Source organism: Mycobacterium sp. (genome assembly GCF_032159775.1).
Classification (GTDB): domain Bacteria; phylum Actinomycetota; class Actinomycetes; order Mycobacteriales; family Mycobacteriaceae; genus Mycobacterium.
The window spans coordinates 19,971-39,321 of sequence record NZ_JAVHWK010000190.1; the positions used below are offsets into that span (position 1 = coordinate 19,971).

17 protein-coding genes and 1 pseudogene are annotated in these 19,351 nt (G+C 66.0%); 10 read left to right on the forward strand and 8 right to left on the reverse strand.

Annotation, left to right across the window (positions count from 1 at the left end; all coding sequences use genetic code 11):
• The first annotated feature begins 4 nt into the window (after positions 1-4).
• From QOJ24_RS24685 to rraA, 5 genes are read left to right on the forward strand one after another with little or no spacing between them, the layout of a single operon-like run.
• Positions 5-508, forward strand: coding sequence for a copper resistance CopC family protein (locus QOJ24_RS24685; protein WP_526265993.1), 504 nt, complete (start codon positions 5-7; stop codon positions 506-508).
• Positions 505-1,374, forward strand: a complete 870-nt coding sequence (locus QOJ24_RS24690) for a CopD family protein (protein ID WP_526265968.1) — start codon at positions 505-507, stop codon at positions 1,372-1,374. Before QOJ24_RS24685 ends, QOJ24_RS24690 begins: the two co-directional genes overlap by 4 nt.
• A 28-nt stretch (positions 1,375-1,402) precedes the next feature.
• Positions 1,403-1,879 (forward strand): hypothetical protein, encoded by a 477-nt coding sequence (locus QOJ24_RS24695; protein ID WP_526265969.1) that lies wholly within the window; start codon positions 1,403-1,405, stop codon positions 1,877-1,879.
• A 44-nt stretch (positions 1,880-1,923) separates the two neighbouring features.
• Positions 1,924-2,589, forward strand: coding sequence for a MerR family transcriptional regulator (locus QOJ24_RS24700; RefSeq protein WP_526265970.1), 666 nt, complete (start codon positions 1,924-1,926; stop codon positions 2,587-2,589).
• Complete coding sequence (gene rraA / locus QOJ24_RS24705) at positions 2,586-3,068, forward strand: ribonuclease E activity regulator RraA (protein ID WP_526265971.1); 483 nt, start codon at positions 2,586-2,588, stop codon at positions 3,066-3,068. Before QOJ24_RS24700 ends, rraA begins: the two co-directional genes overlap by 4 nt.
• Before the next feature lie 13 nt (positions 3,069-3,081).
• On the opposite strand, the gene QOJ24_RS24710 is transcribed toward rraA, so the two are convergent.
• Complete coding sequence (locus QOJ24_RS24710) at positions 3,082-4,557, reverse strand: flavin-containing monooxygenase (protein WP_526265972.1); 1,476 nt, start codon at positions 4,555-4,557, stop codon at positions 3,082-3,084.
• Positions 4,558-4,633: 76 nt separating this feature from the next.
• Here QOJ24_RS24710 and QOJ24_RS24715 point away from each other — a divergent pair, with 76 nt between their 5' ends.
• Together QOJ24_RS24715 and dinB are read left to right on the forward strand one after the other, a co-directional pair.
• Positions 4,634-5,281 carry a TetR/AcrR family transcriptional regulator gene (locus QOJ24_RS24715; protein ID WP_526265973.1) on the forward strand — a complete coding sequence of 216 codons (648 nt, stop codon included), beginning with the start codon at positions 4,634-4,636 and terminating at the stop codon, positions 5,279-5,281.
• Positions 5,282-5,306: 25 nt separating this feature from the next.
• Positions 5,307-6,533, forward strand: coding sequence for a DNA polymerase IV (gene dinB / locus QOJ24_RS24720; RefSeq protein WP_526265974.1), 1,227 nt, complete (start codon positions 5,307-5,309; stop codon positions 6,531-6,533).
• Here the strand turns inward: dinB and QOJ24_RS24725 are convergent.
• The 4 genes from QOJ24_RS24725 to QOJ24_RS24740 are packed head-to-tail and all read right to left on the reverse strand — an operon-like array spanning position 6,530 to position 9,263.
• On the reverse strand, positions 6,530-6,943 hold the full coding sequence (locus QOJ24_RS24725) for a hypothetical protein (RefSeq protein WP_526265976.1): 414 nt from the start codon (positions 6,941-6,943) through the stop codon (positions 6,530-6,532). The genes dinB and QOJ24_RS24725 overlap by 4 nt on opposite strands.
• A 21-nt stretch (positions 6,944-6,964) precedes the next feature.
• Entirely contained in the window at positions 6,965-7,969 is a 1,005-nt protein-coding gene (locus tag QOJ24_RS24730) for a PHP domain-containing protein (protein ID WP_526265977.1), read from the reverse strand.
• A gap of 16 nt (positions 7,970-7,985) precedes the next feature.
• A complete protein-coding gene (locus QOJ24_RS24735) occupies positions 7,986-8,552 on the reverse strand; it encodes a TIGR03086 family metal-binding protein (protein ID WP_526265979.1) in 567 nt (188 codons plus the stop codon).
• Between the two features lie 30 nt (positions 8,553-8,582).
• A complete protein-coding gene (locus tag QOJ24_RS24740) occupies positions 8,583-9,263 on the reverse strand; it encodes a potassium channel family protein (protein ID WP_526265995.1) in 681 nt (226 codons plus the stop codon).
• Between the two features lie 109 nt (positions 9,264-9,372).
• Here QOJ24_RS24740 and QOJ24_RS24745 point away from each other — a divergent pair, with 109 nt between their 5' ends.
• Both QOJ24_RS24745 and QOJ24_RS24750 read left to right on the forward strand, forming a co-directional pair.
• A complete protein-coding gene (locus QOJ24_RS24745) occupies positions 9,373-10,869 on the forward strand; it encodes a potassium/proton antiporter (protein WP_526265980.1) in 1,497 nt (498 codons plus the stop codon).
• A gap of 58 nt (positions 10,870-10,927) precedes the next feature.
• The gene (locus tag QOJ24_RS24750; protein WP_526265981.1) at positions 10,928-11,776 is read left to right on the forward strand and encodes an LLM class F420-dependent oxidoreductase; all 849 of its coding nucleotides are present in this window, start codon (positions 10,928-10,930) and stop codon (positions 11,774-11,776) included.
• A 392-nt stretch (positions 11,777-12,168) separates the two neighbouring features.
• Here the strand turns inward: QOJ24_RS24750 and gltD are convergent, their stop codons facing one another.
• The 3 genes from gltD to QOJ24_RS24765 all read right to left on the reverse strand — a co-directional run bounded on the left by gltD (position 12,169) and on the right by QOJ24_RS24765 (position 18,986).
• The gene (gene gltD / locus QOJ24_RS24755; protein ID WP_526265983.1) at positions 12,169-13,635 is read right to left on the reverse strand and encodes a glutamate synthase small subunit; all 1,467 of its coding nucleotides are present in this window, start codon (positions 13,633-13,635) and stop codon (positions 12,169-12,171) included.
• Entirely contained in the window at positions 13,628-18,238 is a 4,611-nt protein-coding gene (gene gltB, locus QOJ24_RS24760; protein WP_526265984.1) for a glutamate synthase large subunit, read from the reverse strand. Before gltB ends, gltD begins: the two co-directional genes overlap by 8 nt.
• A gap of 469 nt (positions 18,239-18,707) precedes the next feature.
• Positions 18,708-18,986 (reverse strand): WhiB family transcriptional regulator, encoded by a 279-nt coding sequence (locus tag QOJ24_RS24765; protein WP_526265985.1) that lies wholly within the window; start codon positions 18,984-18,986, stop codon positions 18,708-18,710.
• Positions 18,987-19,123: 137 nt separating this feature from the next.
• On the opposite strand from QOJ24_RS24765, the pseudogene QOJ24_RS24770 reads away from it, so the two are divergent.
• Positions 19,124-19,351: pseudogene (locus QOJ24_RS24770) on the forward strand (ESX-1 type VII secretion system transcriptional regulator EspM); the annotation flags it as partial.

Consider the following 19,351-nt stretch of genomic DNA (forward strand, 5'->3'; position numbering starts at 1 on the left):
CCGGTTGATCCGGCTCGCGTTCGTCGCCGCCCTCGTGGCAGCGACGGCGCTGGCCGGTGCGCCGGTCGCGTCTGCACATGCGACCCGCATCGCCACTGATCCGCCCGATAACACAGCACTCGCATCGGGACCGCAACGCGTCAGCGCGACGTTCAACGAGCAGTTGCAGCCCGAGTTCGCCGCGATGACCGTGGTCGGACCCGACGCGAACCTGTGGTCCACCGGCGACCCACAGGTGCAGGGCGCGGTGATCGCTGTGGGGGTGCGCCCACTCGGGCCGGCCGGCACCTACACCGTGAACTACCGGGTGACGTCAGCCGACGGCCACCCGGTATCGGGTGCGTGGTCGTTTCGGCTCACGGTGGCCGCGACCGGCACGCCGGGCCCCCCGGCGGCCAGATCGACCGACTCCGGCGACGACGGCGCGATCCCGGTCTGGCCGTTCCTGGTGGCGGGTGCATTGATCATCGGCGGTGGAATCCTGTGGGCGGCACGCCGAAAGTCGTGACCACCCGCGCGATGATCGGTGGATTCGTCGTGGTGGTCGGCGCATCGGCGGCCGCATGGGCGTTGACCAACCCGCAGGGCGCCGCCGCCGCGACCGTGGTGCGTGCGCTCGCCGACTGTGCGGGCGCCGCGACGCTCGGGTTGGCGGTGGTGCCGATGCTGGACACCGTGCGGTACCGGGAGCAGTTGACGCTGTGGGCCGGCCGTTCACTCGGGTGGGCAGCCGGTCTCTGGCTGTTCACCGAACTCTGTCGCCTCGCGGTGGGCGCCACCGCGGCCGCGGCTGTACCGGTGACCCTAGTGGGCCTGACCACGACGGCGGAGTTCGCGACCGCGACGTCTGCGGGACGGTCCGGCCTGTTCAGTGTCGCTGCGGCCGGGCTGGTGTTGGTGGCCACGTTCGCGGTGCCGAAGACACCGCCCGCAGCGGTTGCCACAGCCGGGATCGCGGCCGTCGGGCTCGTCGCACGCACTGTCGGCGGCCACATGTCGGCAAGCGTGCCTGGCGCCATCGCGATCGCGGTGCACGTGCTCGCCGCCGCCGTGTGGTGCGGGACGCTGGCGGCGCTCGTCTTGACCGTCCGCCATCGTGGCCAGTGGGCGCGGGTGCTGCCGCGATGTGGTGGATTCGGCGTCGCAGTTGTTCGCTACCGGCTACGGCCGCGTTTTGCTGGTCAAGATCGTCCTCACCGTTGTTTTGACGGCGTTGGCCTGGCGCAATCGCGCCCGCTGGCTGCCCGCGGCAAAGTCGCATCGCGTTACCGCATACGTTTCGCGATCAAGATCGCTCACCGAGTTGGCAATCATGGCGATGGCGTTGACCATGGCCGCTGCACTGTCGGTTACCGGTTAGGGTTGAATGATTGAGGACGAGACACTGCAAAGGAGCAGCCTGATGGCCGACCAGCAGGATCGACCCGACGAAAAGCCTGACGTCGCACCGCCTGCGTCACCGCCACCCGTGCCGAACCCCGCGCCTGAGTCGGCGACTCCCCCGCCTGCACCACCGCCCCCTCCTGCGCAGAAGAAGGCACCGGCCAAGAAGGCGGCCAAGAAGACCCCCGCGAAGGCGGCCAAGAAAGCCGCACCCGCCAAGAAGGCCGCCGCGAAGAAGGCGCCGCCCAAGGTTGCGCCACCGGTCGCACCGAAACTGGCCGACACCAACGGTGACCGCAACATCGCAGACGCGGCCAAACAGACGGCGGCACAAGCTAAGTCGACAGTGGCTGCGGCGGTCAATCCGGCGGTTGGCCCCGCCACGGTGCCGCTCGTCGGGCCTGAGCGGTCGCGTGTGCCGCTGGCGGCGGCGGTCGCCGCGGGCGTACTCGCCATTTTGTTGGCGATTGTGGTGCGCCGACACGGCGACGACTGAAAACCGCTTGACCCTCACGTCGCGTCAGGGTCGATAGTGGCGGCATGAACGCCAAGACCGTCGGCGCGGTAGCCACCCTCACGGGTGTCTCCGTACGCACCCTGCATCACTACGACGACATCGGGCTTGTGGTGCCCAGCGTCCGCACGCCGGCCGGTTATCGCGGTTACACCGACGCCGACCTCGAGCGGCTGCAGCTGGTCCTGACGTACCGGGCGGCCGGCTTGCCGCTCGACGAGATCCGCGCGCTGCTCGACGACGCGGATGCCGACGTGGTCGCAAACCTGCAACGCCAGCATGCGTTACTGACCGAGCAGGCGAACCGGCTCCAGGACACGATCAAGGCCGCGGAGGCCGCCGAGGCCCAGGCACGGTGGGGCGACACCGACGCGTGGAAGCAGTCCCAGCAGCGGACCGCGCGCCTCACCGAGGACGACTGGGCGCGGGTCAGGGCCGACGGCACTGCATTGCTAGACGCGCTTGCCGAGTCCAAGCGCGCGGGTGTTGCACCGGGCTCGCCCCGGGCCGACGAGTTGGCGGCGCGGCACCGCGCGTCGATCGAGCAGTTCTACGACTGCAACGACGACATGCAGCGATGCCTGGTGCAGATGTATCTGGCCGACGAACGGTTCACCCGGTACTACGACGACGTCGAACCGGGGTTGGCACAGTATGTGCACGACATCGTCGTCGCTAGCATCGACCGGTGACCCGCGAACCGCGTCCCACCGCTGACCTCGTCGACGAAATCGGACCCGACGTCCGCAGCTGCGATCTGCAGCTGCGCCAGTTCGGCGGCAGGTCGGAGTTCGCGGGGCCGATCACCACGGTGAAGTGCTTCGAGGACAACGCTTTGCTGAAATCGGTTCTCTCCCAACCCGGTGACGGCGGGGTGCTGGTGATCGATGGCGACGGCTCGTTGCACTCCGCTCTTGTGGGCGACATCATCGCGGGCCTCGGCGTCGACAACGGCTGGGTGGGCCTGATCATCAACGGCGCGGTGCGCGACGCGGCGACACTGCGCACATTGGACATCGGCGTCAAGGCGCTGGGCACCAATCCGCGAAAAAGCGCCAAAACCGGTGAAGGTCAACGAAATATAGCGGTCGAGTTCGGTGGTGTGGTCTTCGTACCGGGCCACATCGCCTACAGCGACGACGACGGCATCGTCGTCGTCGCGGCAGGCTGATGGGTTCGGCGTCTTAAGCCGATACCTCCGCTGGCACAGGGTTCTTGCTGAACAGCAGGGAGTCTTCGTCGACCTTGCCGTGACGGATCATCCGCATGTCGAAGAGGTAGTTCTGCTTGAGCCGCCACGGCGCCCGCGACCCGGACTTCGGCAGCAGGTGCTCCGACCGTTTGAAATAGCCGGGAGAGAAGTCCATGAACGGAAGCTCGTCGACACTTTCACCGGGGTGCTGAGGCTCGACACGGTCGAACCCGTTGTCGTCCATATAGTTCAGCAACCGGCAGACGAATTCGGAGACCAGGTCGGCCTTCAGCGTCCACGACGAATTGGTGTACCCGAAGGTCATGGCGAAGTTCGGGATGCCGGAGAACATCAGGCCCTTGTATGTCATCAGTGACGTCAGGTCGATGGTCTGGCCGTTCTTGGTCGGCTCGAGGCCGCCGAGCAGCTGCATGTTCAAACCGGTTGCGGTGACGATGATGTCGGCTTGCAGTTCCTCGCCCGAGGTCAGCTTGATGCCCGTCTTCGTGAACCGTTCGATGGTGTCGGTGACAACGCCGGCGTGACCCTTGCGGATCTCCTTGAAGATGTCGCCGTTCGGCGCAAGACACACGCGCTGGTCCCACGGCTTGTAGCTCGGCACGAAGTGCTTGTCGTAGTCGAAGCCTTCGGGCAGCCTGCGTTCGCCCATTCTGCGAAGCGCCTTCTTGAAGGTGCTCGGGAAGTTCCTGGCGATCTGGTACTGCGCCGTGGCCTGGAGAATGGCCTTCCAGCGGATTGCGGTGTATGCCGCCTTCTCGGGCAGCAGCTTGGCGGCTTTCGCGGCAAACGGGTCGGTGTCGGGCATCCCGGCGATGTATGTCGGCGTGCGTTGCAGCATGGTCACGTGGCCGGACCCCGACTTGATGAGAGCGGGGATCAGCGTCACGGCGGTCGCGCCGCTGCCGATCACGACGATCTTCTTGCCTTGGTAGTCGATGTCCTCCGGCCAGTGCTGCGGGTGCACGATTGTGCCCTCGAAGTCTTCCGCGCCCGGAAATTCGGGCGTATAGCCTTCGTCATAGTTGTAATAGCCGGTGCACCCGAACAGGAACGCGCAGCTGATCTCGCGTTGCTCGCCGGCGCTCTCGATGCGCAGCGTCCACCGGTTGTCGGCGTCGGACCAGTCGGCGGCCACCACGGTCTGGCCGAACCGCATGTGCTTTTCGATGCCGTTCTCGGCCGCGGCTTCCTTTAAATAGTTGAGGATCGAGGGCCCCTCGGCGATCGCCTGCTCGTCCGTATACGGCTTGAACCGAAACCCCAGCGTGTACATGTCGGAGTCCGACCGCAGACCCGGATACTTGAAGAGATCCCAGGTGCCGCCGAGGTTCTCCCGGCGCTCGAGTATCAGGTAGCTCTTGTCGGGGCAGCGGTCCTGTAGATGCCAGGCGGCACTGATGCCGGAGATACCGGCCCCCACGATGACAACGTCGACAAATTCAGTCATGCTGTAAAGCTATCAACACTGTGTCGAACAAGTCAACGGTGTGTTGAGAAACTCAACACCGTGTAAAGTAACGGACGTGACACTCGCCAGCCAGCCCCGTGCCGGCCGCGGCCGCCGAACCGCCCGGCCCTCGGGCGACGACCGTGAGCAGGCCATTCTCGAGACCGCGACGCGACTGCTCGAGGAACGGTCGATAGCCGAGATCTCGGTGGACGACCTCGCGAAAGGCGCAGGCATCTCACGACCGACGTTCTACTTCTATTTCCCGTCGAAGGATGCCGTCCTGTTCGCGCTCTTCGAGCAGGTGATCAGCGAGGCCGACGCGGCGTTCGAACGGCACACCGAGTCGACGTCCGTATCCGCGGATCGCTACGAGATGTGCCGCGCCGGCATTGGCGTCTTCTTCGAGACGTTCGTCCGCCATCGCGCCGTGACCCGTGCCGCGCAGGAAGTACGGACCTCTCATCGGGAGGTGCGCGACCTGCTGGCCAGGTTCATGAAGAAGTGGATCGAGAACACGGCGGCGACCATCGAGGCCGGCCGCGCGCAGGGCCTCGCGCCGACCACACTTCCCGCACTCGACCTCGCCACGGCGTTGAACCTGATGAACGAGCGGGCGTTGTTCGCGTCATTCACAGACGAACAACCAGCGATTCCACCGGAACGGCTTCTCGACACGTTGGTGCACATCTGGGTCACCAGCATCTACGGCGAATCTCGATAGCTCCGTCGGACCTCGGTGCGAACATATGTTCGTGTCTCCCGCGGGATCGACGGCTCGGTCGTCGGCCACCATCCTGCACGCTGATCTCGACTCGTTTTACGCCTCGGTCGAGCAGCGTGACGACCCCGCGTTGCGCGGCAGGCCGGTGATCGTCGGCGGCGGCGTCGTACTCGCCGCGAGCTACGAGGCGAAGGCCTACGGCGTTCGGACCGCGATGGGCGGACGGCAGGCCCGCCGACTGTGCCCCCACGCGCTCGTCGTGCCGCCGAGGATGAGGGCATATTCCGAAGCCAGTGACGCGGTGTTCGAGGTCTTCCATGACACGTCGCCGGTCGTCGAACCCCTGTCGGTGGACGAAGCCTTCCTCGACGTGTCCGGGCTGCGCCGGGTGTCGGGGACGCCGGTCGACATTGCGGCGTGGCTGCGGGCTGCGGTCCGCGAGCGCGTTGGCCTACCCATCACCGTCGGCATCGCCCGCACCAAGTTCCTCGCCAAGGTCGCCAGCCAGGAGGCCAAACCTGACGGGCTGCTGCTCGTCCCGCCCGACCGCGAGCTGGCCTTCCTGCACCCGCTGCCGGTGCGCAGGCTATGGGGAGTCGGCGCGAAGACCGCCGACAAGCTCCACGCGCACGGCATCGAGAAAGTGGCTGACGTTGCCGAGTTGAGTGAGTCGACACTCGCCGCGATGGTCGGCGGCGCGATGGGCCGTCAGCTATTCGCCCTGTCCCGCAACATCGATCGGCGACGGGTCGTGACAGGCGTGCGCCGACGCTCGGTCGGCGCCCAGCGCGCTCTGGGTCGACGCGGTAACACGATGTCGGCGGACGAGATCGACGCCGTCGTCATCAATTTGGTCGACCGGATCACCCGCCGCATGCGCAGTGCCGGGCGTACGGGCCGAACCGTGGTGTTGCGGTTGCGGTTTGACGACTTCGGTCGTGCCACCCGCTCGCATACCATGCCGCGAGCGACCGCGTCCACCGATGTCATCCTCGAGGCGGCAAGGGAACTCGTCGCGGCGGCCGCACCGCTGATCGCCGAGCGGGGGCTGACCCTGGTGGGTTTCGCGGTCTCCAACATCGACCGGCACGGTGCCCAGCAGCTGGAGCTGCCGTTCGAGGCGCATACCGACACCGTCGCGCTCGATGATGCCGTTGACGAGGTGCGAAAGCGCTACGGAAACGCCGCCGTCACGCGGGGCGTCCTCGTCGGCCGCGATCCCGGCCTGGAAATGCCGCACCTGCCCGACTAAAGGAGTTGTGCGGCAACGAATCCGGCCAGGAGAACGGTGAAGCCACCCATTTCGGCCACGATCAGCGCCAGCATGCCTGCGTGGATACCTGGAGCGGGATTCGCGAACTGGTTGGTCGTGTCACGTTTGGCCCCGTGGTGGATGTAGGTCCCTATCGCAATGACGAAGAACAGCACGGCCACCATCGCCGCCGTCAGGTTCACCCAGGTCGGCCATGCGCTCAACTCGACGAAGACGGCGACCAGCAGGGTGGCGAACGAGTACAGCAGCGCGGCCCGGTGCGCGATGTCCACATACGGGTGCGCGAGGTGATCCTCCGCGACGGCCATCTGCCGGTATTTCCATACCCCGAGCGCCAGCGACAGCAGAAAGATGAGCCCGGCCGCCAGCAGGGTCAGCCTGGTATCCATGCCTAGAGCCACGCACCTACGTTACGAGGTCGTCCATTCCAATAGCTTGTCGGCGGTCCAGGTGTTGACGATCCGGTCCACCGGAACCTTCGCGTCCAGCGCCCGTTGCGCGCCGTAGCCGAGGAACTCCAGCTGACCCGGCGCGTGCGAATCGGTGTCGATCGAGAACAGGCAGCCGATCTCCAGCGCCAGGTTCAGCAGCCGCGTCGGCGGGTCGCGGCGCTCCGGCCGCGAGTTGATCTCCACCGCGGTGCCGTTGTCCCTGCACGCGGCGAAGACCTTCTCCGCATCGAACTTCGACTCCGGCCGCATTCCCCTGCCGCCCGTGACAAGCCGGCCCGTGCAGTGGCCGAGCACATCGGTGTGCGGGTTCTCCACTGCGTTGATCATCCGACGCGTCATCGCGGGCGCATCCATCTTCAGCTTCGAATGCACGCTGGCCACCACGACATCGAGCCGCTCCAGCAGGTCGGGTTCCTGGTCAAGCGAACCGTCCTCGAGGATGTCGACCTCGATCCCGGTGAGGATGCGCATCGGTGCGACGGTCTCGCGCAGTTCGTCGATCACGTCGAGCTGCTTGCGAAGGCGCTCTGGCGAGAGCCCGTTGGCGATCGTCAGTCGCGGCGAATGATCGGTCAGCGCGCAGTACTCGTGGCCGAGATCCTTTGCCGCCAGCATCATCTCCTCGATCGGCGCCGACCCATCAGACCAGTTGGAGTGCACGTGCAGGTCGCCGCGTAGCGCCGACCTGATATCGCCACCACCGAGATCCTGGGCGGCCGTGCGCAGTTCGACCAGTGCGTCCGGCTCCCGGCCCGCCCATGCCTGGGCGATCACCTTCGCCGTCTTCGGTCCGATACCGGGCAACGACTGCCAACTGTTCGCAGCGCCATGACGATCACGGTCAGCATCACTGAGCGCCTCGACGATGTCGGCGGCGTTGCGATAGGCCATCACCCGCCGAGAGTCCTCGCGCGCCCGGTCCTTGTAGTACGCAATCTGACGCAGGGCGACGATCGGATCCATGGCTCCAGTGTGCCGCCTACGAACGCCAGACGGGATCGCGCCCGCTCAGCGCGACGATCCGGTCGAGGTCTGATGCGTCGTCGGAAACCGGCACCGCGGGTCCGAACATGCCGTCGGTACCGGCGGCGTCGAACTGCGCAAGGTGCTCGAGGCAGGCCTGCGCGGTGGCCGAGTCGCAAAAGTAGGTCTGCCCCGTTGCAGCCGCGACGTCCCAACCGTGGATGACGACCTCGGCCAGCGCGACAGAACCCGCGACATCGCCGGGCAGGTCGATTCCACCCGCCCGAGTCATGCCGCCCCACGCGTCAGGATCGCGCCAGACGTCGGCCAGCTCGGCGAGGCGATGCGGATAGGAGGTGCGCCAATCTGAGTCCATCTGCGCACCATCAGCGGGCGGCGTGTCGGTCATCGGGCCGAAGTCCTTGGCCCCCGCCGCGGCGAAGGCCGAGGCCAGCAGCCCGACGTGCGCGATCAACTCGTCGAGGCGCAGTTTTTCGCACGGTGTCGGCAGGGCCAGTTGTTCATCGGTGACTCCCAGCAGGACATCGGAGGTGCGCTGGCAGGCGGAGGTGAGATCGATCATGGGTGTGTTGACCGGAGGTAGGCGACAAAATCATCGGTCGCGAAGTGGCTTGGTAGCCCCGTGAACCAGCGCGGTGACCTGGTCCTCGACGGCACCGCCCGCGAAGAACAGCATCTCGTCACCTGCCTGCAGCACATCGTCGGGTTGCGGAAGGATGACCCCGCTGTCGCGGATCACGATGGCCAGCGCGGTGTTGTCGTGCAGCGAGACGTCGCGCACCCGCTTGCCGACCATCGGATCGTCTTCGGGCAGTTTCAGTTTGGTCAAGCTGACCTGGCCCTGCCGCAAGTCCATCAGTCGCACCAGGTGACCGATGTCGATGGCGCCCTCGATCGCGGCTACCAGTGCACGGGGTGCCGAGACTGCGAGGTCGACGCCCCATGCCTCGGTGAAAAGCCACTCGTTGCGCGCGTCGTTGACGCGTGCCACCACCCGGTCCACCCCGAACTCGGTCTTGGCCAGCAGCGACGTCGTCAGGTTCGCCTTGTCGTCACCGGTCGCCGCGATCACGACATCGCACGTCTCGATACCGGCATCTTCGAGCGACGTCAGCTCGCACGCATCGGCAAGCAGCCAGTCCGCGTCCGGAACGGTGAGCGGTTCGAAATGCCGGATATTGTTCTCGATCAGCAGGATCTTGTGGCCGTAGGCGAGCAGCTCCAGAGCGACAGAACGGCCGATCGCGCCCGCGCCCGCGATGCCGACGCGCATCGTCTGACGCTCGTCGGTCCGGCTCGACGACTCGTCGGACCGCCGCCTGATTCGGAACACAACGTCATACTGACCCATGCGCGGCCGTACTGGTTAACTGCGGGATGAAATGACTTTGCAGCAGCTGTATCTGGTTCTGCTGGCCGGCGGGCTCGTATTGCTGGCCAGCATTGTCGCCACGCGAGCGGCCACCACCGTCGGCCTGCCCGCGCTGCTACTTTTCCTCGGCGTCGGGGTCATCGTCGGCGAGGACGGGCTGGGGCTGCATTTCGAGAACTACCTACTCGCCGACCATCTCGGCACGGTCGCACTGGCCATCATCCTCATCGAGGGCGGCCTGACGACGAAGTTCTCCGACGTGCGCCGGGTGTTGGCGCCCGCAGGAATGTTGGCCACGCTCGGAGTGGCGGTCAGCATGGTGATCACCGCCGCCGGCGCGCACCTGCTACTCGGGATGGACTGGCAGCTGGCATTCCTGCTCGGTGCGATCGTGTCCTCCACCGACGCCGCCGCCGTGTTCTCAGTGCTGCGCGTCGTTCCGCTGCCACGGCGGGTCGCCGGGCTGCTCGAGGCGGAGTCCGGGTTCAACGACGCGCCCGCCGTCATCCTCGTGCTGATGTTCTCCGCCACACCGCTGGAGTTGTCGCCGGTGCACCTCGTCGGCGAACTGGTCTACGAACTGGGCGTCGGCGCGGCGATCGGGCTCGGTTGCGGATTTCTCGGCTCAATAGCGCTGCGTCGCATCGCACTTCCGGCATCCGGACTGTATCCATTGGCGAACTTCGGCATCGGGCTTGTCGCTTTCGCCGCGGCGGGTAGTGCTCACGCGAGTGGGTTCCTCGCCGCATATCTGGCCGCGGTCGTGCTCGCCAACTCCGGGCTTCCGCACCGGTCGGCTACCCGCTCCTTCGCCGAGGGCCTGGGTTGGCTCGCGCAGATCGGCCTGTTCGTCCTGCTGGGGCTGCTGGTCGATCCCAGCGACCTCGGGTCCGAGCTGGTGTCGGCGATCGTGATCGGGCTCGTCCTGTTGCTGGTCGCGCGGCCTGCGTCGGTCATCATCGCGCTGGCCGGTTTCCGGGTGCCATGGAAGGAACAGGCCTTCCTGTCGTGGGCCGGGCTGCGCGGCGCGGTCCCGATCGTGCTGGCGACATTCCCGATCGTCGAGGGAGTTCCCAATGCCATCCGGCTGCTCAACATCGTGTTCATCCTGGTGGTGGTGTTCACCCTGGTGCAGGGGCCGAGCCTGGCCGCACTCGCACACCGGCTCGGGCTGATCCCGAAGGAGGCTACCCGGGAGATTCAGGTGGAAGCCGCGCCCCTTGACGTGCTGGAGGCCGAACTGCTGACGATGACGGTGCATACGCCGTCGCGGTTGCACGGTGTCACAGTGCTGGAACTGCGGTTGCCCGATCCCAGCGTCATCACGCTGATCATCCGGGACGGGCACACGTTCGTTCCGCAGCCCGAAACGCGGATTGCGGCGGGCGACGAACTGCTCATCGTCACCACCCCGAAGACCCGGCTGGCCGCCGAACGCAGGCTGCGCGCGGTGAGTCGCCGCGGCAAGCTCGCCTACTGGTTCGATGAGTTCGGCGAAGCCGAATAGAGGGCTGGGCGGCGGCCTGACAGGACACACTCAGGTGATCGGGTCTAACGTTGATGTAGTGCGATTCGCTTTCAAGACATCCCCGCAGAACACCAGCTGGCACGACATGCTCGCCGTCTGGCAGGCCGCAGACGAAATCGACGTCTTCGAGTCCGGCTGGACGTTCGACCACTTCTATCCGATCTTCTCCGACTCCAGCGGCCCGTGCCTTGAGGGGTGGACGACGCTGACCGCACTGGCGCAGGCCACCAAGCGGCTCCGGGTCGGCGTGCTTGTCACCGGCATCCATTACCGCCATCCAGCCGTGCTGGCGAATATGGCTGCAGCATTGGACATCGTCTCCGACGGCCGACTCGAACTCGGCATCGGCGCGGGCTGGAACGAAGAGGAATCCGGCGCCTACGGCATCGAACTCGGCTCGATCAAGGAACGCTTCGACCGCTTCGAAGAAGCATGCGAAGTCCTCACCAGCCTATTGACCAACGACACAACGACTTTCGACGGCAAGTACTACCAACTAAAAGACGCCCGCAACGAGCCGAAGGGTCCGCAGAAGCCGCATCCGCCCATCTGCATCGGTGGCAGCGGCGAGAAGCGCACCCTGCCGCTCACCGCGAAATACGCCGACCACTGGAACTTCGTCGGTGGCACGCCCGAAGAGTTCGCGCGCAAGCGCGATGTGCTCGCCGCCCGCTGCGCGGACATCGGCCGCGATCCGAAGGAGATCACGCTGTCGGCGCACGTCCGGCTGGAGCCCGACCTCGACTACGCCAAGGCGGTCGACGAGGCAGGCGCGCTGGGCAAGGAGGGGCTGGACCTCGCGATCGTCTACCTGCCGCCCCCGCACGACCCTGCCGTTCTCGAGCCGCTCGCCGAGGCGATCAGAGATTCGGGACTCAGCAGCTAATTTCGGTGACGGTAACGAAAATATAACGGTCTGGCAAAGATACGGTCACGACGCGGCACCAGGTCGCGTTCCGCGGGATGCGACGGTTGCTAGATACCGAAGCGGACGAGTTCGTCGGGGGTGACCAGGCGCTCCGCCTTGGCCGGATACTCGCGGCACTTAACCGGGTGACGAAGAAGCGACCAGGCGATTCGACTCATCCGAGTGCGGTATATGGGATTGAGGTACACGTCGATCACTCCTGCGGCATAGCACTTGCTGGACCGAGGTGCCACGTTACCGCAGCGTCCTCACCAAGTCATTAGATACCTCGCGACTGGCAAACAGAAAGAGGCGCGCCGATCAAAGATCGGATGTTTTTCTTGGGGCAGAAGTGACAGATGTGACTCAGGCTAACGCTGCGGAACAGCGGTGGGCTTGATCGGCGCAGGGAGCGCCGTGCTGCCCATCAGATACCGGTCGACGCCGGCTGCGGCGGCGCGGCCCTCGGCGATCGCCCACACGATCAGCGACTGCCCCCGACCCATATCGCCTGCGACGAAGACGCCGGGCACGGTGGTGGCGAAATCGGCATCGCGTGCGACGTTGCCCCGGTCGGTGATCTCGACGCTCAGGTGGTTCAGCAGCCCTTCGCGCTCCGGGCCCACGAAGCCCATCGCGAGCAGCACCAGGTCGGCCTCCAGCTCGAAGTCGGTGCCTTCGCGCTTCGAGAACTTGCCCCCGACCATTTCGACCTCGTGGCCCCGCAGGCCGACGACCCTGCCGTCGCGGCCGATGAACTCTTCCGTGTTCACCGAGTACACCCGCTCACCGCCCTCTTCGTGGGCGGACGACACCCGCATCATCAGCGGGTAGACGGGCCACGGCGTCGAGTCGGCGCGCGACTCGGGCGGCCGGGGCATGATCTCGAACTGGTGGATGCTCTCGGCGCCCTGCCGGTGGGAGGTGCCCAGGCAGTCGGCGCCGGTGTCGCCGCCGCCGATGATGATGACCTTCTTTCCCTTCGCCGTGATTGGTGGCTCGCCGTCGTCCCCGACGACGGGGTCGCCCTGCTGAACCCGGTTGGCCCACGGCAGGAATTCCATCGCCTGGTGGATGCCGTCCAGGTCGCGGCCGGGAATCGGCAGATCCCGCCATGCGGTCGCGCCCCCGGCGAGCACGACGGCGTCGTAGTTCAGCCGCAGCTGCGCCACCGTGATGTCGACGCCGACGTTGACGCCGGGACGGAACTGGGTGCCCTCGGCCTCCATCTGCGCCAGCCGACGGTCGATGTGGCGCTTCTCCATCTTGAACTCGGGGATGCCGTAGCGCAGCAGTCCGCCGATCCGGTCGGCCCGCTCGAACACGATGACGGTGTGTCCCGCGCGGGTGAGCTGCTGCGCGGCGGCCAGCCCAGCCGGACCGGAGCCGACGACGGCGACCTTCTTGCCGGTCAGTTTGTCCGGCGGCAGCGGTGACACCCAGCCCTCGTCGAAGGCGTTGTCGATGATCTCGACCTCGACCTGCTTGATGGTCACCGGGTCCTGGTTGATGCCGAGTACGCACGCGCCCTCGCACGGCGCGGGGCACAGCCTGCCGGTGAATTCCGGGAAGTTGTTGGTGGCGTGCAGCCGCTCGATCGCGTCGCGCCACCGGTCGTTGCGCACCAAATCGTTCCACTCGGGAATGAGATTACCTAAGGGACATCCGTTGTGGCAGAACGGGATACCGCAGTCCATGCAGCGCGTCGCCTGCTCACGCAGCGCATCGTGGGAGAAGTCTTCGTAGACCTCTTTCCAGTCGCGCAGTCGCAGCGGGACCGGCCGCCGCTGCGGGGTCTCGCGCTTCGTGTACTTGAGAAAGCCTCTGGGGTCAGGCATTCGCAGCTGCCATGATCGCCTCATCGACGTCTTCGCCGGACTTCTCGGCCTCGGCGATCGCCTGCAGCACACGCTTGAAGTCGCGTGGCATCACCTTGTTGAAGTTCTTCAATTCACCATCCCAGTCGGCGAGAATGCGTTGTCCGACGGCGGAATCCGTGGCGTCGACGTGCGCAGTGATGATGCCGCGCAGGAATTCGATGTCCTCGTCGTCCATCGCGTCCAGGTCCACCATCTCGGCGTTGAGGTTCTCGGTGAACGTGCCCTCGACGTCGTAGACATAGGCAACGCCGCCGGACATGCCCGCCGCGAAGTTCCGGCCGGTGGGCCCGAGAATGACGACCTTGCCGCCCGTCATGTACTCGCATCCGTGGTCGCCGACGCCTTCCACCACCGCATGGGCGCCGGAGTTGCGCACCGCGAACCGCTCGCCGACCACACCGCGCAGGAACGCCTGACCGCTGGTCGCCCCGAACAGAATGACATTGCCCGCGATGATGTTCTGCTCGGCGACGTAGTCCTGCGGAGCGTCATCGGAAGGCCGCACCACCAGCCGTCCACCCGACAGCCCCTTACCGACGTAGTCGTTGGCGTCGCCGTACACCCGAAGGGTGATGCCCTTCGGCACGAACGCGCCGAAGCTGTTTCCTGCTGAGCCATCGAACGTGATATCGATAGTCCCGTCGGGAAGACCCTGGCCGCCATAGGCTTTGGTGAGCTCGTGGCCGAGCATCGTCCCGACGGTGCGATTGGTGTTGGCGATCGTCGTCGAGAACCGGACCGGGGTGCCCGAATCCAGCGCCTCCCGGCACATCACGATCAGCTGCTGGTCGAGCGCCTTGTCGAGGCCGTGATCCTGCCGCGAGCTGCAATACAGGTCCTGGTTCATGAACGCCGACTCGGGTTCGTGCAGCACCGGGGCAAGGTCGAGCTTGTAGGCCTTCCAGTGTTCAGCGGCCTTGGTGGTGTCCAACGCGCCCACCTGCCCGACCATCTCGTTGACGGTGCGGAAGCCCAACTGGGCCATCGTTTCCCGCACTTCCTCGGCGATGAACATGAAAAAGTTCTCGACGAACTCCGGCTTGCCCGCGAAGCGCTTCCGAAGCGTCGGGTTCTGCGTCGCCACACCGACCGGACAGGTATCCAGATGGCAGACGCGCATCATGATGCAGCCCGACACCACCAGCGGTGCGGTCGCGAAGCCGAATTCCTCGGCCCCGAGCAGCGCGGCGACCACGACGTCGCGGCCCGTCTTGAGTTGACCGTCCACCTGCACGACGATGCGATCGCGAAGACCGTTGAGCAGCAACGTCTGCTGGGTTTCGGCGAGTCCGAGTTCCCACGGCGCGCCCGCGTGCTTCATCGATGTCAGCGGGGTGGCGCCGGTGCCGCCGTCATGTCCGGAGATCAGAACCACGTCGGCGTGCGCCTTCGAAACGCCCGCGGCAACCGTGCCGACGCCGTTCTCGCTGACCAGCTTCACGTGCACCCGCGCCTGCGGGTTGGAGTTCTTCAGATCGTGGATGAGCTGCGCGAGATCCTCGATCGAGTAGATGTCGTGGTGCGGCGGCGGCGAGATCAGGCCGACGCCCGGTGTCGAGTGCCGCACCTCGGCCACCCACGGGTACACCTTGTTGCCCGGTAGCTGGCCGCCCTCACCGGGTTTCGCGCCCTGGGCCATCTTGATCTGGATGTCGGTGCAGTTGCTCAGGTAGTGGCTGGTCACGCCGAACCGGCCGGACGCCACCTGCTTGATCGCACTGCGGCGCCAGTCACCGTTCTCATCGCGGTCGAACCGGCTGACAGCTTCTCCGCCTTCGCCCGAGTTCGACCTTCCGCCAAGGCGATTCATCGCGATCGCCAGCGTCTCGTGCGCCTCGGCGGAGATCGAGCCGTAGCTCATCGCGCCGGTGGAGAACCGCTTGACGATCTCGCTCGCCGGCTCGACCTCGTCGAGCGGAACCGGCGGTCGCACGCCGTCGCGGAACTTGAGCAGCCCACGCAGCGACGCCATCCGCTCACTCTGGTCGTCGACCAGTGCGGTGTACTCCTTGAAGATCGAGTACTGGCCGGTGCGGGTGGAGTGCTGCAGCTTGAACACCGTGTCGGGATTGAACAGGTGGTACTCGCCCTCGCGGCGCCACTGGTACTCGCCGCCGACCTCGAGTTCGCGGTGCGCCCACTCGTCAGGGCGGTCCAGGAACGCCAGCGCATGTCGGGTCGCCACGTCGTCGGCGATGTCGTCGAGATCGATCCCGCCGACGGGACACGTCAGGCCTGCGAAGTATTCGTCGAGCAGCTGCTGGCTGATGCCGATGGCCTGGAACAGCTGCGCACCGGTGTAGGAGGCCAGCGTCGAGATGCCCATCTTGGACATCACCTTCAGCACACCCTTGCCCGCGGCCTTCACGTAGTTCGCCTTGGCCGTGTCACTGCTGATGCCGGTGATCACGCCGCGGTCGCACATGTCCTCGATCGACTCGAACGCCATGTACGGGTTGATCGCAGCAGCGCCGAAGCCGACAAGGCACGCCATGTGGTGCACCTCACGGGCATCGCCAGCCTCGACGACGAGCCCAACCATGGTCCGGGTGCGGTCGCGAACGAGATGGTGGTGCACGGCCGACACGCTCAACAGCGACGGGATCGGCGCCATCGACTCGTCGGACTCGCGGTCCGACAGCACGATGATGCGCGCGCCTTCCCGGATGGCTTCCGACACCTTGGCCTTGACGTTGTCCAGCGCCTCCTTGAGGCCCTGCCCGCCGCGGTTCACCGGATACAGGCAGCGGATCACCGCGGCGCGCATCCCGTGCTTGTGACCGCGGATCTCGTGGTCGGGGTCCACGCACATGAGCTTCGACAGCTCCGCGTTGCGCAGGATCGGCTGCCGCAACAAGATCTGCCGACAGGATTCGGCGTCGGGGTTGAGCAGGTCACCCTCGGGACCGACGGTGCCCGAAAGGCTGGTCACCACCTCTTCGCGGATCGCATCCAGTGGCGGGTTGGTGACCTGGGCGAACAACTGCTGGAAGTAGTCATAGAGCATCCGCGGCCGCTGCGACAACACCGCGACCGGAGTGTCGGTGCCCATCGAGCCGAGCGGCTCGGCGCCCGAGCGGGCCATCGGCGCCACCAGGAGGTTGAGCTCCTCGTAGGTGTAGCCGAAAATCTGCTGGCGCAACACCACCCGGTGGTGCGGCATGCGGACGTAGTCGCCGGGGGGCAGCTCGTCGAGGTGGAACAGACCGGCGTCCAGCCACTCCTGATAGGGCAGCTCCGCGGCGAGCTCGGCCTTGATCTCCTCGTCATCGACGATGCGGCCCTGTGCAGTGTCGACCAAGAACATCCTGCCCGGTTGCAGACGCATCTTCTTCACGACGGTCGACGGGTCGAGGTTGAGCACGCCGGCCTCAGACGCCATCACCACAAGACCGTCCTCGGTGACCCAGATGCGCGACGGCCGAAGGCCGTTGCGGTCGAGAACCGCACCGATCACGGTGCCGTCGGTGAACGTCATCGACGCAGGGCCATCCCACGGCTCCATCAGCGAGGCGTGGTACTGGTAGAACGCCCGGCGCGCCGGGTCCATCGCCTCGTTGCGTTCCCACGCCTCCGGAATCATCATTAGCACGGCGTGCGGCAGGCTGCGGCCGCCGAGATGCAGTAACTCGAGCACCTCGTCGAAGCGCGCGGTATCCGATGCGCCCGGCGTGCAGATCGGCACTACCTTGTCGAGGTCGGCGCCAGAGCCGAAGATGTCCGTCTTGATCAGCGCTTCACGCGCCCGCATCCAGTTCTCGTTACCGGTGACGGTGTTGATCTCACCGTTGTGCGCGATGCGCCTGAACGGGTGGGCGAGCGGCCACGACGGAAATGTGTTCGTGGAGAACCGCGAGTGCACGATGCCCAGCGCACTGGTCAGCCGGTCGTCCTGCAGGTCGAGGTAGAACGCCTTCAGCTGCGGTGTGGTCAACATGCCCTTGTAGACGAATGTCTGACCGGAAAGGCTTGGGAAATAAACGGTTTCGCGACCGGGACCGTCCTGGCCCGGGCCCTTCGTCCCGAGTTCGTGCTCGGCGCGCTTGCGCACGACGTACGCCTTGCGCTCGAGATCCATCCCTGAGGCACCGGCCATGAACACCTGGCGGAATGTCGGCATGGCGTCGCGGGCGAGTGCACCGAGCGACGAATCGTCGGTGGGGACGTCCCGCCAGCCCAGCACCTCGAGGCCCTCGGCTTCGGCGATCTTCTCGACAGATTCACAAGCGGCGGCGGCGTCCTTCGACGACTGCGGCAGGAACGCTATGCCGGTGGCGTAGCTGCCCGCCTCCGGCAGATCGAATTCGACGACGGCGCGCAGGAAGTCATCGGGAACCTGAAGCAGGATTCCTGCACCGTCGCCAGTCTGCGGTTCGGCGCCTTGGGCACCGCGGTGCTCCAGGTTGACCAGGGCCAGAATGGCCTTGTCGACGATGTCGCGGCTGCGGCGGCCGTGCATGTCCGCGACCATGGCAACGCCACACGCGTCATGTTCGAACGCGGGGTTGTACAGCCCCTGCGCACGCGAGGAGCGAGACAACCCTTTTTTTGCGGGCGCCATTCCCACCTAGCCCTTCACGACTCACTAGAAAACACTGTTGGCCACCGACGACGGCTTCAGCCGTTCATGGCGGTGGCGGTGACTGCGTGCAGCACTGAACGACGACCCCTACCCCACATGGCACAAGTGGGGAAAACGATATGACAAACCCCTCGCGACATGCCAACTTAGTCAAACCTAACTAACGAGCTCGGCCCCCGCGGCAACGCTGCCCCATTCACCACCCATGATACGAGCGAAGCCGTTGCACGCCTTCAATTTACGGTGACTCAGGCCGGCGCCGGCGCAATCCCCGGTGACTCCGGAGTGCGACGAAGATCACTGGCTGACTTTGCTGCACTATAGATGTCGGGCTATCAGCTGCGACAAGATGAGAAAGATGCTTTGCTAGAAAGCCTAGTCAGTTTCTTAGAGTCCGCCGCGCGGCCCACCCGCTCCTCCCCTCGTCGAGCGGGCAGGCTGCGGCGCCTCAGCGGTGGACCGGGTAGCCGCCGCGCTCGGCCAACGAGCGAAGCTGCTTGAGGGCGAACGTGCGGCCGCGGCCGCCCTCGGGAATGTGGATGCCGGCCCACAGCCCCTGGGCGCCGGGCATCTCGCACGCCTCCCGCGCGCACAGCCAGCGACGCGGACATGCCCGGCACACCGCCTTGGTCTGGTCATCGGTTGCCGTCATCCACCGTTCGGGGTCCTGCGTGCATGCGCCGATCTGGTTATCGGTCAGTAGCGGCATGTCGATCATGACGGTCATGGCGGTCCTCTCGCTCGCTCGCCGGTGTATATGCGAAACCGTAGCGCTCTTTCCGTAGCAGTGCAACACTTGTTACTGGTTACCTGCTTCGGCCCGGTCGGCCCTCTGCCGTCGAATCCGCTGGCTACACTGGGCGGGTGGAACCCGAAGCCGGCGATCCGGGCATTGCCCGCGCTGGCGCAGCGGTCGCCGCTCGACGCCGCGAATTGGACATCAAGCAGCGGAATCTCGCGAAGTACAAGATCATCAATGCGGGCGCGCTCATCGCCTTCGAGAAGGGTCGTAGCTGGCCGAGGGAGCGGACGAGGGCCAAGCTCGAGGAGATTCTGCAATGGCCCGCCGGAACCATAGCGACGATACGGTAT

Bases quoted from the DNA above. Each gene is read 5' to 3' on its own strand.
- QOJ24_RS24740 (WP_526265995.1), bottom strand. From the start codon at position 9,263: ATGCGCGTCGGCATCGCGGGCGCGGGCGCGATCGGCCGTTCTGTCGCT.
- QOJ24_RS24700 (WP_526265970.1), top strand. From the start codon at position 1,924: ATGAACGCCAAGACCGTCGGCGCGGTAGCCACCCTCACGGGTGTCTCC.
- QOJ24_RS24745 (WP_526265980.1), top strand. From the start codon at position 9,373: ATGACTTTGCAGCAGCTGTATCTGGTTCTGCTGGCCGGCGGGCTCGTA.
- QOJ24_RS24735 (WP_526265979.1), bottom strand. From the start codon at position 8,552: ATGATCGATCTCACCTCCGCCTGCCAGCGCACCTCCGATGTCCTGCTG.
- QOJ24_RS24730 (WP_526265977.1), bottom strand. From the start codon at position 7,969: ATGGATCCGATCGTCGCCCTGCGTCAGATTGCGTACTACAAGGACCGG.
- gltB (WP_526265984.1), bottom strand. From the start codon at position 18,238: ATGGCGCCCGCAAAAAAAGGGTTGTCTCGCTCCTCGCGTGCGCAGGGG.
- QOJ24_RS24710 (WP_526265972.1), bottom strand. From the start codon at position 4,557: ATGACTGAATTTGTCGACGTTGTCATCGTGGGGGCCGGTATCTCCGGC.
- QOJ24_RS24695 (WP_526265969.1), top strand. From the start codon at position 1,403: ATGGCCGACCAGCAGGATCGACCCGACGAAAAGCCTGACGTCGCACCG.
- QOJ24_RS24765 (WP_526265985.1), bottom strand. From the start codon at position 18,986: ATGACCGTCATGATCGACATGCCGCTACTGACCGATAACCAGATCGGC.
- QOJ24_RS24725 (WP_526265976.1), bottom strand. From the start codon at position 6,943: ATGGATACCAGGCTGACCCTGCTGGCGGCCGGGCTCATCTTTCTGCTG.
- gltD (WP_526265983.1), bottom strand. From the start codon at position 13,635: ATGCCTGACCCCAGAGGCTTTCTCAAGTACACGAAGCGCGAGACCCCG.
- dinB (WP_526265974.1), top strand. From the start codon at position 5,307: ATGTTCGTGTCTCCCGCGGGATCGACGGCTCGGTCGTCGGCCACCATC.